This is a genomic window from Aminobacter aminovorans, assembly GCF_900445235.1.
Taxonomy (GTDB): Bacteria; Pseudomonadota; Alphaproteobacteria; order Rhizobiales; family Rhizobiaceae; genus Aminobacter; species Aminobacter aminovorans.
In genome coordinates, this window is record NZ_UFSM01000001.1 from 2,417,248 (window position 1) to 2,432,256 (window position 15,009).

The 15,009-nt window shown below is 63.8% G+C and carries 9 protein-coding genes; all 9 read left to right on the forward strand.

The genetic code is table 11. From position 1 onward, the window contains the following. Positions 1 to 3: 3 nt before the first annotated feature. The 9 genes from DY201_RS11810 to DY201_RS11850 all read left to right on the forward strand — a co-directional run bounded on the left by DY201_RS11810 (position 4) and on the right by DY201_RS11850 (position 14,982). Positions 4 to 4,173 carry a translocation/assembly module TamB domain-containing protein gene (locus DY201_RS11810; protein WP_342635188.1) on the forward strand — a complete coding sequence of 1,390 codons (4,170 nt, stop codon included), beginning with the start codon at positions 4 to 6 and terminating at the stop codon, positions 4,171 to 4,173. 274 nt (positions 4,174 to 4,447) lie between these two features. Continuing rightward, entirely contained in the window at positions 4,448 to 6,100 is a 1,653-nt protein-coding gene (locus DY201_RS11815; protein ID WP_115731366.1) for an ABC transporter substrate-binding protein, read from the forward strand. Between the two features lie 101 nt (positions 6,101 to 6,201). Further along, positions 6,202 to 7,236 carry an ABC transporter permease gene (locus DY201_RS11820; protein ID WP_115731367.1) on the forward strand — a complete coding sequence of 345 codons (1,035 nt, stop codon included), beginning with the start codon at positions 6,202 to 6,204 and terminating at the stop codon, positions 7,234 to 7,236. Positions 7,237 to 7,248: 12 nt separating this feature from the next. Beyond that, positions 7,249 to 8,406, forward strand: coding sequence for an ABC transporter permease (locus tag DY201_RS11825; protein WP_115731368.1), 1,158 nt, complete (start codon positions 7,249 to 7,251; stop codon positions 8,404 to 8,406). A gap of 231 nt (positions 8,407 to 8,637) precedes the next feature. Then, positions 8,638 to 10,773 (forward strand): dipeptide ABC transporter ATP-binding protein, encoded by a 2,136-nt coding sequence (locus DY201_RS11830; RefSeq protein ID WP_115731369.1) that lies wholly within the window; start codon positions 8,638 to 8,640, stop codon positions 10,771 to 10,773. 632 nt (positions 10,774 to 11,405) lie between these two features. After that, positions 11,406 to 12,758 (forward strand): NAD(P)-dependent oxidoreductase, encoded by a 1,353-nt coding sequence (locus DY201_RS11835; protein ID WP_115731370.1) that lies wholly within the window; start codon positions 11,406 to 11,408, stop codon positions 12,756 to 12,758. Positions 12,759 to 12,769: 11 nt separating this feature from the next. Continuing rightward, positions 12,770 to 14,083 (forward strand): NAD-dependent dihydropyrimidine dehydrogenase subunit PreA, encoded by a 1,314-nt coding sequence (gene preA, locus DY201_RS11840; RefSeq protein WP_115731371.1) that lies wholly within the window; start codon positions 12,770 to 12,772, stop codon positions 14,081 to 14,083. A gap of 12 nt (positions 14,084 to 14,095) precedes the next feature. Further along, positions 14,096 to 14,485 (forward strand): nuclear transport factor 2 family protein, encoded by a 390-nt coding sequence (locus tag DY201_RS11845; RefSeq protein ID WP_115731372.1) that lies wholly within the window; start codon positions 14,096 to 14,098, stop codon positions 14,483 to 14,485. Positions 14,486 to 14,574: 89 nt separating this feature from the next. Next, entirely contained in the window at positions 14,575 to 14,982 is a 408-nt protein-coding gene (locus DY201_RS11850; RefSeq protein ID WP_165916046.1) for an AprI/Inh family metalloprotease inhibitor, read from the forward strand. Positions 14,983 to 15,009 lie beyond the last annotated feature (27 nt).

A 15,009-nucleotide genomic window follows, 5' to 3' on the forward strand; every position in this document is an offset into this window, starting at 1 on the left:
GTTATGCTGAAGAAAATCCTGCGCATCCTCCGCATCGCGGTTCTCGTCGTGCTGGCCTTCGTCATCGGCGCCACGGCTGTGTTCACGCTGACCTCGAAGGGGCGCGAAAACCTCGCCGGGCTGATCTCCAGCGTCGCCTCGACGCCCGACCAGAAGATCAGGCTTAGCGGGCTGAGCGGTATCTGGTCGGGCAATCTCAGGCTCGACAATGTGGTGATCGAAGACAACACGGGTGCATGGCTCGCCCTGCGCGGCGTCTCAGTCGACTGGTCGCCGCTGGCGCTACTCTCGCGCACCTTTCGCGCCGACAGGATTGCCGCCGACCGCATCGAACTTGCCCGCCTGCCGCAGGCCGGCACGAAGGAGGAGAGCAGCGGCGGCGGCCTGTCGCTGCCGGTTTCCGTCGACATCAAGGCGATCGAGCTGCCTGAGATCGCACTTGGCGAAGCGCTTTCCGGCACCGGCATCGCAGAGCTTGCCGCCAGGGGCATGCTGCGCGCCGACCGTTCGCCGCTCGGCATCGAGACAAAGCTCCACGTCTCGCGCAACGACGGCAAGGAAGGTGTAATCGATGCCGACATCGCCTTTGCGCCAGCCGACAACCGCATCGCGCTCAACATCCGCGCCGCAGAGCCCGCCGGCGGCATCATCGCCAACATCCTCAAGCTGCCCAATCAACCGGCGGTCGAACTCGTTGTTGCAGGCGAGGGGCCTGCCGCCAACTGGAGCGGCAATGGCACCTTCGCCGTCGACGGCAATGTCGTTACCCGGATTTCCGGCACCCACCAGTTGACCGACAACGGCAATGTCATTTCGGCAAAGGGTGATGGCGCCTTCGAGGATTTTCTGCCCGCCGCGCTCAAGCCGCTGCTCGCCGGCAACACCACCTTCGACGTCGCCGGCACGCGGACGACGACCGGCGGTCTCGACATCGAGCGCGCCACCGTTGCCAGTAGCGCGCTGACCGCCACCGCCGCCGGTTCGCTCGATCCGGAAGGTGCCGCTGATCTCTCGCTCGACGTCAAGGCCAATGAAGGGCCTATCGTGCTCAGCCTCGGCAGCGATGCCCAGCCTGTCACCGTTGCCATCAATGCTGCAAGCCTGCGCGCCCTTGGCGACGGCAAGGCGCCGGGGGTCGATTTCAGCGCCTCGCTGCTTTCGGTCATCGCCGGCAACACCGAATTGCGCGACATTGCCGCCTCCGCCCATTCCGATGGCTTCAACATCGCCAACCGCAGCGGCCCGCTGTCGATCAAGCTCGGCGTCGCTGAACTCAAGACCGACGTCGCCACGCTGGCACCGCTGGTCGCCGGCCGCGTCGCTGTCGACATGGCAGGCTCCATCGGCAAGGATCAGGTCGTCGTCGACGAAGGCACGATCCGCAGCGACGCGCTTAACGGCTCGCTGAACGCCAAGCTTAATCTGGTCGACCTGTCGCTCGAACTTGGTGTCAAGGCTGACGTCGCTTCCAGCGCGCTGCCATCAGGTGTCCGCATCGCGCTCGCCGAGCGCACCCAGTTTTCCGCCACCGCCAGCCGCGACGCCGAAGGCAGCTTCGCCGCCAATGCCATCGAGTTCACCTCCGGCGCGCTGACCGCCAGTGGCACGGCTCGGGTCAAGGGCACTGACGTCGACGCCGATCTCAAGGGTTCCTTCGCCGATATCTCGTTGTTGTCCAAGGACGCCAAGGGTTCCGTCGACTTCGCACTGACCGCCAAGGGCGCGCGCACCGCGCCTGACATTTCGCTGACCGTCACCAGTGACCGCATCGAGGCGGCGGCGCGCGAAATCACCGGGCTCAGCCTGAAGGCATCAGGCAAGATCGATCCGGCCAACCCGGCCGCCAATGTCGCGCTGTCGGGCATCGTCGCCGGCCAGCCGCTTCAGGGCAGTGCCGTGCTCGCCACCGCTGACGGCAAGCGCGAGATCAAGGGCCTGTCGCTGTCGCTGGGCGAAAACAAGCTTTCCGGCGACCTTGTGCTCGACCAGGACTTTGCGCCGCTCGGCACCGTCACCATCGACATGCCCGACATCGGCCCGCTCGCGGCACTTGCGCTCGAAAAGGCCGAAGGCGACTTGCGCGGCAAGATCGACTTCACGCGTTCCGGCGATGTCCCGCAGGCGCGCCTCGAGTTGGGCACGGCTTCGCTAAAGCGCGGCGATCTCGCCGCCAGCAACGTCTCGATCAATGCAGAAATCCTCAACTACCTCAAGGCGCCGGCGATCTCGGGTACGATCAAGGCCACATCGGTAAGCTCGGGCAAGACGGTCATCTCGGGCATATCGGTCGATCTCAAGCGCGACGGCGAATGGACCGGCTTCTCCGGCGGCGCCACCGTCGCCGACATCCCGGCAAGGGCCACAGGCCGCGTGAAGCTGGCAGGCGGTACCACGACCATCGAACTGGCCTCGGGTGACGCGGTCATGCGCGGCATCAAGGCTGCCGTTGCGCGTCCGACGACGATTTCGATTGCAGGCGGCACGACGACCCTCGACAAGCTCGCGCTCAATCTCGGCGGCGGCACGGCGACGATCTCCGGCACTGCCGGCGCCGCGCTCAATCTCAACGCTACGCTGGCCAACGTGCCGGCCTCGCTTGCCAACGCGTTCGCGCCGGGCCTTGGTGCCGCTGGTTCGATCTCGGGCACGGTCAAGGTTTCGGGGGCTGCCGCCAGTCCGACAGTCGGCTACGACCTCAAGGTCGCCGGGGCCGCAACCTCTCAGACCACCGGCGCCGGCTTCGGTGCGATGAACATCGGCTCGACCGGCACCTTCGCCGGCGGCAAACTCACCTTCCAGTCGACGGTCAGCGAAGGGTCGGGCCTGGCGCTGAAGGGCGGCGGCAGTGTTGTCACTACGGCCAAGCCGGTGGCGCTCGACCTCAGTTTTTCCGGGCCGGTGCCGTTTTCCTTCCTGGGCCGCACGCTTGCCGCCCAGGGCATGGCCCTGACCGGCACTGCCGACGTCAACGTCCAGGTCCGCGGCCCCGCGACGTCGCCGGTCATTGGCGGCAGCATCCGTGCTTCGGGTGCGCGGCTTCTGATCGCCCAGTCGGGCATCGCCATCAACGACATCAATCTCGATGTCGGCATCGCCGCCGGTGTTGCCCGCATCAACCGCCTGACCGGCGCGCTGTCGACGGGCGGCCAGCTCACTGCCAGCGGCACTGTCGGCACGAATGCTGCCCAGGGGTTCCCGGCCGACATCTCCATCAAGCTGACCGACGGTCGCTACACCGACGGCCGCGTCGTCACTGCCAATCTCGGCGGCGATATCGCCATCAAGGGCCCATTGGTTTCAGCACCGGTGCTTTCGGGAACGATCAACCTTGCGCGCACCGTCATCAGCATCCCTGAAAAGTTCCCCGGTGCCCTGACCGCCGTCGACGTCAAGCACAAGAACGCGCCCAAGGCGGTCGTCGCCCAGCAGGAGGCGATGCGCCCGCCGGCGAAGGCGAGCGGCGGCAGCGGCGCGCTGATGCTTGACGTCACCGTCAATGCGCCCAACCAGATCTTCGTCCAGGGGCGTGGCCTCGATGCCGAGCTCGGCGGCTCGCTGCGCCTGTCGGGCTCGTCGGCCTCACCGCAGGCCGTCGGCGAGTTCACGCTGCGCCGTGGCCGCCTCTCAATTCTCGGCAAGCGGCTCAACTTCACCTCGGGTTCGGTCGGCTTTTCCGGCTCATTGGTGCCGACGATCAATTTCGCGGCAGAGACGACCGCAGGCGACGCCACGGTGACGATCGGCATTACGGGCGAAGCCAACAATCCGAAATTCGCCTTCTCGTCAGTGCCGGCGCTGCCTGAGGACGAAGTGCTGGCGCGGCTGATTTTCGGCCGTTCGATGTCCAACCTGTCGCCGCTGCAGATCGCCCAGTTGGCGGACGCCGCCGCCCAGATGGCCGGCATCGGCGGCTCGACTTCACTGCTTTCAAGCCTGCGCGCGACGCTCGGCGTCGACGATCTCGATATCAAGACCAACGAGCAGGGCGACACGTCGGTTGCCGTCGGCAAGTATCTGAACGATCGCACCTATCTGTCGATCGAGGCCGGCGACCAGCCAGGCTCGGGCAAGGCGACGATCGACCTCAATGTCGGGCGTGGCGTCAAGCTGCGCGGCCAGGCAACCGACAGCGGCGAGGCCAAGGGCGGCATCTTCTACGAGAAGGAATACTGAGCGGACTGCCGCTGCGGCAACCTCTGCACTGACATATCAGGCGAAGTGTCGTGGCACTGCCGCCGGTTGTCTGAACTCAGGCATATTAGCTTGGGGCGAAGATTCCGACGAATCCGCTGCGCACTACCATTTTTGCGCCAACTCTGTCGCTATCACGCGAACTGCTCCCCGTTCAAAATTGCAGACTTACCTACGGGAACGACGACGTCCGACCGTTTTGACAACGGCAATCGGATGCGAAATGGTAACGTTACAGCTTCAATGGGAGACGGAAATGACATTCTACAAGAGCAACTCTGATCTTGTTCCCGGCCACATCCGTGAGATGGCCAGTGCTGTCGTCGACGGCAAGATGGACCGTCGCGAGTTCCTCGCGATGGCAACGACCTTCGGCGCATCGGCGGCCATGGCCTATGGCATGATCGGTCTCGCCATGCCCGTTGAGGCCCAGGCACAGGAAGCCAAGAAGGGCGGCATCCTAAAGGTCGCGCAGTGGATCAAGGACCCGAAAGATCCGCGCAAGGCGGATTGGTCCGAGATCGCCAATGCCGAGCGCCAGGCCATCGAGCCGCTGGTCAAGTACACCGACAAATACACCTTCGAACCCTATCTGCTGGCCAGCTGGGAAGTGAACGACGACGCCACCGAATATGTGCTGCACGTTCGTCCCGGCGTGACCTGGTCGAATGGCGATGCGTTCAACGCCGACGACGTCATCTTCAACTTCACACGCTGGGCCGACAAGAGTGCCGAAGGCAATTCGATGCCCGGCCGCCTCGGCTCGCTGGTCGACGAGAAGACCGGCAAGCTGCGCGAAGGCTCGGTCGAGAAGGTCGACGACATGACGGTCAAGCTCAAGCTGACCACCTCCGACATCGCCATCATCCCGAACCTGACCGACTATCCCGGCCTCATCGTGCATAAGACCTTCGACGAGAAGGGCGGCGACTTCAAGGCTTGCCCGATCGGCACCGGCCCGTTCGAACTCGTCTCCTACGATGTCGGCCAGAAGGTGGTCTACAAGCGCCGCGAAGACAACAAGTGGTGGAACGGCGAGGTCTATCTCGACGGCGTCGAGCTGATCGACTACGGCACCGATCCGGCCGCCATGGTCAGCGCCTTCGAGGCCAACGAAGTCCACACCAACTTCGAAACCTCGGCCGACTATGTTTCGATCCTTGACGGCCTCGGCCTGGTCAAGTCGGAAGTCGTCACCGCGGCCACGATCGTTGCCCGCACCAACGTTGCCAACAAGCCTTACGACGACCAGAAGGTACGTCAGGCGCTGCACAAGGCCGTCGACAATGCGGTGGTGCTGCAGCTCGGCTACGGCAATGCCGGTACGGCAGCCGAAAACCATCACGTCGCGCCGATCCATCCGGAATATTTCGAGCTGCCCAAGCAGACCCGCGATCCGGCAGCGGCCAAGGCGCTGATGGCCGAGGCCGGCCAGGCCGACTTCGAGCATGAGCTGATCACCGTCGACGAGGACTGGCACAAGAACACCGGCGATGCCATCGCCGCCCAGCTGCGCGAGGCCGGAATCAAGGTCAAGCGTACCGTTCTGCCCGGCTCGACCTTCTGGAACGACTGGACCAAGTACCCGTTCTCGATGACCAACTGGAACATGCGCCCGCTCGGCGTGCAGGTTCTGGCGCTGGCCTATCGCACCGGTGAGGCCTGGAACGAAAGCGCCTGGTCGAACCCGGAATGGGACAAGAAGCTGAACGCAGCGCTCGCCGTCGCCGACGTCGCCAAGCGCAAGGAAATGATGAAGGACATCGAGCAGACGCTCCAGGATTCCGGCATCATCATCCAGCCGTTCTGGCGCAAGCTCTACAACCACTCGGTCGCCGCGGTGAAGGGCGGCGGCATGCATCCGACCTTCGAGCACGACTACGGCAAGGTGTGGCTCGACCAGGCCTGAGCCTGAGCCGATGTTATGGGAGGGGTGTCCAGCACCCCTCCCGCCTTCCGCAACCGGGTTGATCGCCACGGACCCCAAACCCACAAAGGCAGGGGACGCCAATGCTATCTTTCATCACGCGCCGCCTCGGCACCATGGCATTGACCATGCTGTGCCTGACCCTTGTGGTGTTCTTTCTCATCAATCTCGAGCCCAACCTGAAGAAGCTGGCGATCAGCCAGACCGAAATGCGCACGACGTCGGACCAGCTCGAAAGCTGGCTGCAGCGCAACGGCTACCGCCAGAACTTCTTCATCCGCTACGGCCAGTGGCTCGGCGTCGTCCAGAAGCAGCCCAACATCGACCCGGCCAACGGCCAGGCGGTGCCGCGCTTCCGCTTCTGCAACGAGGCGGCGGAGCCTACCTATTCCGGCATCCTGCAAGGCGATTTCGGCTGCTCGACCAAGTTCAAGACACCCGTCGCCACCAAGCTGTTCCCCGCACTCGGCGCCACCGGCATCCTGATGTTCTGGGTGCTGGTCACCATGGTGCCGATATCGCTGTTGATCGGCATTCTCGCCGGCATGCGCGAGGGCTCGCGCACCGACAGGACGCTGTCTGTCGCCTCGATCGCAACGACTGCGACGCCTGAATATGTCTCGGGCGTCATCTTCACCGTCATCTTCGCCTCGTGGCTGGGCTGGCTCAACGGCTCGGCGGCTTCCGCCAGCCAGGGCATCACCTTCTACAACTTCACTCTGCCGGTGATGACGCTCGCCATCTACGGTATCGGCTACATCGCCCGCATGACGCGCGCCTCGATGGTCGAGGTGATGACCCAGCAATATATCCGCACCGCTCGCCTCAAGGGCCTGTCCTTCGGCAATGTCGTGGTCAAGCACGCGCTGCGCAACGCGCTGATCGCGCCGTTCACCGTCATCATGCTGCAGTTTCCCTGGCTGCTCACCGGCGTCGTCATCGTCGAGGTGATGTTCCGCTACCAGGGCTTTGGCTACACGCTGGTCGAAGCCGCAGGGAATAACGATATCGACCTGTTGCTCGGCTGCTCGCTGGTCTCGGTCTTCATCGTCCTTATCACCCAGCTGATTTCTGATGTCGGCTACGCCTACCTCAATCCACGCATCCGCGTTCAGTAGGGAGACGGCCGCATGCAGATCGAATTTATCGGCGCCTTCCAGACGTTCCTCGGCGTGCTCGCCCGCTTCTGGCCGGTGTGGCTGGCCATGGCCATCGTGCTGGTCGCCAGTTTCAATTTCCGCAAGCATCTCGGCCTCTACGGCCAGCTCTTCGACTCGGGGGTCGGCATCGCTGGCGTCGGCATCTGCTTCTTCTGGCTGTTCACGGCGATCTTCGCGGCAAAGGTCGCGCCCTTCGACCCGCTCGCCCAGATTCCGATCATGAAGGACGCGCTGCCCGGCGCCATCGAGCCGGCGTCGAAGCAGGTCTACCTGTTCGGCGGCGACAAGCTCGCCCGCGATGTCTTCTCGCGCATGGTCTATGGCAGCCAGATCGTGCTGATCATCGCACCGGCGGCCACCGCCTTCGCGCTGATGGTCGGCATCACGCTCGGCCTGCCGGCCGGCTATTATGGCGGGCGGATCGACTCGTTCCTGTCCTTCCTCGCCAACCTCGTGCTCGCCTTCCCGGTGATCCTGCTGTTCTACCTGCTGGTCACCCCCGGCATCATGGACACGCCGATCCCCTATGCCATGGCGGGTGTGTTCTTCCTGTTTCCGATCATCTTCTTTTCGGTGCTGTTCTACACCCGCTTCAAGAGCCGGCCTGAGCGCATCTACCTGCTGCTCGGGCTCACCTTGCTGCTCGGCGGCTGGGTTTATGTCGGCCTGGTCTTCAACGCCGATCCGCTCGGCATCATCTCGATCGATCCCAACCAGCTCAACATCTTCGTCGCCGTCGTCTTCGCGTCCAGCCCTGGCGTGTTCCGCATCGTGCGTGGCCTGACCATGGACATCAAGACGCGGGACTACGTCTCCGCCGCCCAGACCCGCGGCGAGAGCCCGTGGTACATCATGCTGTGGGAGATCCTGCCCAATGCGCGGGGCCCGCTGATCGTCGATGCCTGCCTGCGCATCGGCTACACCACCATCCTGCTCGGCACGCTCGGCTATTTCGGCCTCGGCCTGGCACCCGAAAGCCCGGACTGGGGCACCGCGATCAAGGACGCCAGCCGCCTGCTGCGCTCCTTCATCCACCCGGCATTGCCGCCGACGATCGCGCTGATGTCATTCGTGCTCGGCCTCAATCTTCTTGCCGACGCGCTGCGCGAACAATCGATGAAGGATTGAGCGCTTGATATCAGGTCGCCCCCCACTCCTGCCCTTCGGGCAACCTCTCCCCCGCTCGACGGGGGAGAGGAAGGGCCGGCCGCAACGCCTTGCCTCAGACACCAATTCAAACCGTGCAGGACGAAATCCCTTTCCTCTCTCCCGTCGAAAGGTGGAGAGGTGCCTCGCGCAGCGAGGCGGAGCTGGGGGCGACCGTCCTGCGACAAGGCACCTCCACCAGGAGAGACGTCGATGAACGAAGCCGTCAGAAACGCCACCGCCCAGGAACCGATCATCGAGATCGAAAACCTCTCCATCTCCTTTTTCACCCGCCGCGGCGAGATTCCCGCCGTGATGGACTTTTCCTGCACCGTCATGCCGGGCGAGGCGATGGGCATCGTCGGCGAGAGCGGCTGCGGCAAGTCGACGGTGTCGCTCGGCATCATGCGCGACCTCTCCAACATCGGAAAGATCGTCGGCGGCCGCATCAAGTTCCAGGGCAAGGACATGGGCGACATGTCCGACGAGGAGCTGCGATCCATCCGTGGCAACAAGATCGCCATGATCTACCAGGAGCCGATGGCCAGCCTGAACCCGGCGATGAAGGTCGGCCAGCAGCTGATGGAAGTGCCTATGATCCACGACAAGGTGTCGAAGGAGGAGGCCTATAAACGCGCGCTCGAAATGGTGCGATCCGTCAAGCTGCCCGACCCCGAGCGCATGATGCGCTCGTTCCCGCACCAGCTCTCCGGCGGCCAGCAGCAGCGCATCGTCATTGCCATGGCGCTGCTGTCCAATCCGGCGCTGCTTCTGCTCGATGAGCCGACGACCGCGCTCGACGTCACGGTCGAGGCCGGCATCGTCCAACTGGTCAAGGGGCTCGGCAAGCAGTTCGGCACCTCGATGATCTTCGTGTCGCACAATCTCGGCCTGATCCTCGAGACCTGCGACCGTATCACGGTGATGTATTCGGGCGAGGCGGTGGAAACCGGCTCGATCAAGGACGTCTTCGACCGGATGCGCCACCCCTACACGCAGGGTCTGTTCCGCTCGATTCCGCTGCCCGGCGCCGACAAGAACTCGCGCCCGCTGGTTGCCATTCCCGGTCAATTGCCTTTGCCGCACCAGCGTCCCAAGGGGTGCAACTTCGGCCCGCGCTGCCACCATTTCGTCGAGGGCGTCTGCAACGCCGACGAGATCCCGATGATCCCGGTGGCCGGCCATGACGGCCATTTCAGCCGTTGCGTGCGCTTCAACGAAATCGACTGGGCGGCCATGCCGCCGGGCGCTGAAAAGAAACACGAGCCGACCAAGCCTGGTGCGACGGTTCTCAAGGTCGACGACCTCAGGAAATATTATCGCGTCGGCGGCAGCGAGGTCTTCGGCTCCAGCGAGGGCAGGGTCGTCAAGGCCAACGAGACGATCAGCTTCGAGGCACGCGAATCCGAAACCGTTGCCATTGTCGGCGAAAGCGGCTGCGGGAAGTCGACGCTTGCCAAGGTGTTGCTCGGGTTGGAAACGGCCAGTTCGGGCAAGGTATTGCTTGGCAACAAGGAGATCCAGTCGACCGGCATCGAGGACCGCGACGTCGCCACCGTCGCGTCGATCCAGATGGTGTTCCAGAACCCGTTCGACACGCTCAATCCCAGTCATTCGGTGGGCTCGCAGATCGTCCGCACGCTGGAAAAATTCAAGGTCGGCAAGACGGCAAGCGACCGCAAGCAGCGCATGCTGGAACTGCTCGACCTGGTAAAGCTGCCGAGAGCCTTCGCCGAGCGCATGCCGCGCCAACTGTCGGGCGGGCAGAAGCAGCGTATCGGCGTCGCCCGCGCTTTTGCCGGCCAAGCCAGGGTCGTCGTCGCCGACGAGCCGGTGTCGGCGCTCGACGTCTCCGTCCAGGCGGCGGTGACAGAGCTTCTGATGGACATCCAGCGCAAGTCGAAGACGACGATGCTGTTCATCAGCCACGACCTGTCAGTGGTGCGCTACATCGCCGACCGCGTGGTGGTCATGTATCTCGGCCACATCGTCGAGCAGGGCACCACCGACCAGATTTTTTCCCCTCCCTATCACCCCTATACGGAAGCACTGCTCTCGGCGATCCCGATCGCCGACACGTCAGTGGTCAAGAAGCACATCGTGCTCGACGGCGACATCCCTTCGGCGATGAACCCGCCGCCGGGCTGCCCGTTCCAGACCCGCTGTCGCTACAAGAGCCAGGTGCCGGGCAATCTGTGTGAAACCCAGGTGCCGCCGGTGCGCGAGATGGGCAATGGCCACCAGATCAAGTGCCACCTGCCGCCCAGCGCCTTCGACGCCATGGAACCGGTCATAAGCCTGGGCAAGGGTGCGGCGGCAGGTGCACATGACATCACGCCGGAGGCGTGAGGGGAGAGCGCGGTGTAGGAGGCTTGAGCGGTGTTTGGCAGGGGGCTTGAGGGCCGGTGACAGCGTTGGCTTGAACAGGTGAGAGCGTGGCGAAGCTCTGTGCGTTGAAATTCTTCTTGAACAACAATCGCTAAGCGCAACTCCTGCAGATAACCTCGGTCGCGATCCTTCACACCCCCCTCTGCCTTGCCGGGCATCTCCCCCACAAGGGGGGAGATTAGTCGCGTCCCCACCGGCACGCGTCCTGCGACGTCAGAGAGGATAAGCCCTGTCACGTTGGCGATTGGCCAAGGTGGCGACGTAGGCGCGATCTCCCTCCTTGTGGGGGAGATGGCCGGCAGGCCAGAGGGGGGGCGAAGGATCGCGACGCCAAACGTTGGCTTCGTTGGACACGCTACGCACTTGTCAGCAACTTTGACGCGCGCAACCTGCGTTCTCCCGCAAGGGGAGAGGGCCTCGCCAACGCCCCACCTATCCCTACGGAAGCGAACTCCCCAGAATCGCTAAATCCTGACCAAAAAAATCATCTTATTTTCATGTAAAATCAAATACTTGCGCCAAAAATTGACCAATTGATAAAAAAATAGAACGTGCTAGGCTTCCTCAAAACGAGAATAAATTGGGGAACTGGAATGGCAGAAGGTCTTTTCAAGGAAGGCATCGTCGGCGGCCGCCTTGCGCCAGCACAATACGCCGATAATTTCTCCGATCTGCACCCCGCGCTCGACCATCACGAGGCGCTGGTGGAGTCCGATCGGTGCTATTTCTGCTACGACGCGCCCTGCATGCAGGCTTGCCCGACATCGATCGACATCCCGATGTTCATCCGCCAGATTTCGACCGGCAATCCGATCGGCTCGGCCAAGACGATCTTCGACCAGAACATCCTTGGCGGCATGTGCGCCCGCGTCTGCCCGACCGAGACTCTGTGCGAGGAGGTCTGCGTTCGTGAGGTGGCCGAGGGCAAGCCGGTGCAGATTGGCCGACTGCAGCGTTATGCCACCGATGTGGCGATGGAGCAGGGCAAGCAGTTCTATAGCCGAGCCGAGCCGACCGGCAAGAAGATCGCCGTTGTTGGCGCTGGCCCCGCAGGCCTCGCCGCCGCGCACCGTCTCGCGCGCTACGGCCATGACGTGACCATTCTCGAGGCGCGACCTAAGTCCGGCGGCCTCAACGAATACGGCATCGCCGCCTACAAGAGCACCGACGATTTCGCCCAGGCCGAAGTCGAATACGTCACCGCGATCGGTGGCATTGCGACCGAAAACGGCAAGGCGCTCGGGCGCGACTACCATCTCGCCGATCTGACTGCTTCTTACGACGCTGTGTTCCTCGGCCTCGGGCTTGCCGGCGTCAACACGCTGCGCGCCGAAGGCGAAGACGCTTCAGGCGTCTCCAATGCGGTCGACTTCATCTCCACCCTGCGCCAGTCGAGCGACCTCGCCGGCCTGCCGGTCGGGCGCCGTGTCGTCGTCATCGGCGGCGGCATGACGGCGGTCGATGCTGCGGTGCAGTCCAAGCTGCTCGGCGCCGAGGAGGTGACGATCTGCTATCGCCGCGGCCAGGAGCACATGAACGCATCCGAATTCGAGCAGGATCTGGCGGCCGCCAACGGTGTCGTCATCCGCCACTGGCTGCAGCCGAAGAAGGTCATTGCGGAAGGCGGCAAGGTCGTTGCCATCGAGCTCGAATACACCGCCATGAAGGGCGACAAGCTTAGCGGCACCGGCGAGATCGTCAGGCTCGCCGCCGACCAGGTGTTCAAGGCGATCGGCCAGAGTTTCGAGCCGGCAGCACTCAACGGCAGCGGCCCATCAGTTGCTATGGAAGGCGGCCGCATCAAGGTCGATGGCGAGGGGCGCACCTCGCTCGCCAAGGTCTGGGCCGGTGGCGACTGCATTGCGGGAGGCGACGACCTGACCGTCTCGGCTGTGGCGCAAGGGCGTGACGCGGCTGAATCCATCAACCGCGCCCTGATTGGCTGAGGGAGGACAAGATGGCAGATATCCGCAACAATTTCGTCGGCATCAAGTCGCCCAACCCGTTCTGGTTGGCCTCCGCGCCGCCGACCGACAAGGCCTACAACGTCGTGCGCGCCTTCAAGGCGGGCTGGGGCGGCGTCGTCTGGAAGACGCTCGGCGAGGAAGGCCCGCCGGTCGTCAACGTCAACGGCCCGCGCTATGGCGCGATCTGGGGCGCTGACCGCCGCCTGCTTGGCCTCAACAATATCGAGCTGATCACCGACCGCGACCTGCAGACCAACCTGCGCGAGATCAAGCAGACCAAGATGGAGTGGCCCGACCGGGCGATCGTCGTGTCGCTGATGGTGCCCTGCGTCGAAGAAGCCTGGAAGGCGATCCTGCCGGTGGTCGAGGAAACCGGCGCTGATGGCATCGAGCTCAATTTCGGCTGTCCGCACGGCATGTCGGAGCGAGGCATGGGTGCCGCTGTCGGCCAGGTGCCCGAATACATCGAGATGGTGGTGCGCTGGTGCAAGGCAAACACCCGCATGCCTGTCATCACCAAGCTGACGCCGAACATCACCGACGTGCGCAAGCCGGCGCGGGCGGCACTCGCCGGCGGTACCGACGCGGTGTCGCTGATCAACACCATCAACTCGATCACCGGCGTCAACCTCGACAGTTTCGCGCCGGAGCCGACAATCGACGGCAAGGGGTCGCATGGCGGCTATTGCGGCCCGGCGGTCAAGCCGATCGCCATGAACATGGTGGCCGAGATCGCGCGTGACCCTGAGACCGCCGGGCTGCCGATCTCCGGCATCGGCGGCATCACCACATGGCGCGATGCGGCCGAATTCATGGCGCTGGGCGCCGGAAACGTGCAGGTCTGCACCGCTGCCATGACCTACGGCTTCAAGATCGTGCAGGAGATGATTGCCGGTCTCGAAAACTGGATGGACGAGAAGGGCCACAAGTCGCTCGACGACATCGTCGGCCGCGCCACGCCCAATGTCACCGACTGGCAATATCTCAACCTCAACTACGTCGCCAAGGCGCGTATCGACCAGGACGCCTGCATCAAGTGCGGCCGCTGCCACATCGCCTGCGAGGACACCTCGCACCAGGCAATCACCAGCATGCTGGACGGCGCGCGCCATTTCGAGGTGATCGAGGAAGAGTGCGTCGGCTGCAATCTCTGCGTCAATGTCTGTCCGGTCGACGGCTGCATCACCATGGAGCCTCTGGCCGTCGGTTCCATGGACAAGCGCACCGGCAAGCCGGTGTCGCCGCACTATGCCAACTGGACGACGCATCCCAACAACCCGATGGCCAAGGTGGCGGCGGAGTAAGGGCGGCAAGCCATGGACAACAAGGGCGAGATCATTGAACTCGCCCTTGCCTGGGCGGAGGCGATCGTGTCCAACGATGCCGCCGCCATTGGCGCCTTCATGGCCGACGACTGGGTGATCATCGGCCCCGACGGCGCGACCGCCAAGGCGGATTTTCTTGGCCTTGTCGCCTCGGGCGATCTCACCCACGACATGATGCGTACGGTCGGCGATGCCAGGGTCGCGTTTTACAGTGCGACTGCGGTCTACACCTCCCGGGTGATCAACAACGGTCATATTCGCGGACAGCGTTTTGCTGCCGACGAATGGACAAGCGATGTCTTCGTTCGCGACGGAACCGGCTGGAAATGCGTGCTCAGCCAAGTGACGCCGGCAGCGCAAGGCCCGGCCGACATCGACTGACTCTCGCTCCGGCCAACTCGGTTGAGTGCCCTGCTCGACAGAGGCGCGCTTGTGTCGATATCGTCGCGGCGAGCGAGAGGGAACAAGCGATGCGTCTGATCGGTGCTGGGGTGATGGTCGCGGCGAGCCTGCTTTCGCGTGGGGCGTGGGCCGACGATCTTCAGTCGCTCGACCTCGATGCGCTCGACAAGGCCGAGGTTGACGGCTTTCTCGGCAAATGGCGGATCCGCAACGAGGCCGGCGACAGGAGCTGCGATGTCGTGCTCGAGCGCGAGATGACCATCGGCGGCATGCAGATCGATGTCGACCCGGCCTGCGCCAAAGCCTTTCCTGTTATGGACGAGATTGCCTCCTGGCGTCTCAAGGAAGGCTGGGCCATCGACCTCGTCGACGCCGTCAGGCAGATGCGCCTGCGTTTCTACACACCCGACGTGACCTACATCGCGGCACCGGAGATCGATGGCATCTTCACCATCGAGCAGCTGCCGAAGAAGTGAGCCGTAGACGGTTTTTCCCAAATTGTT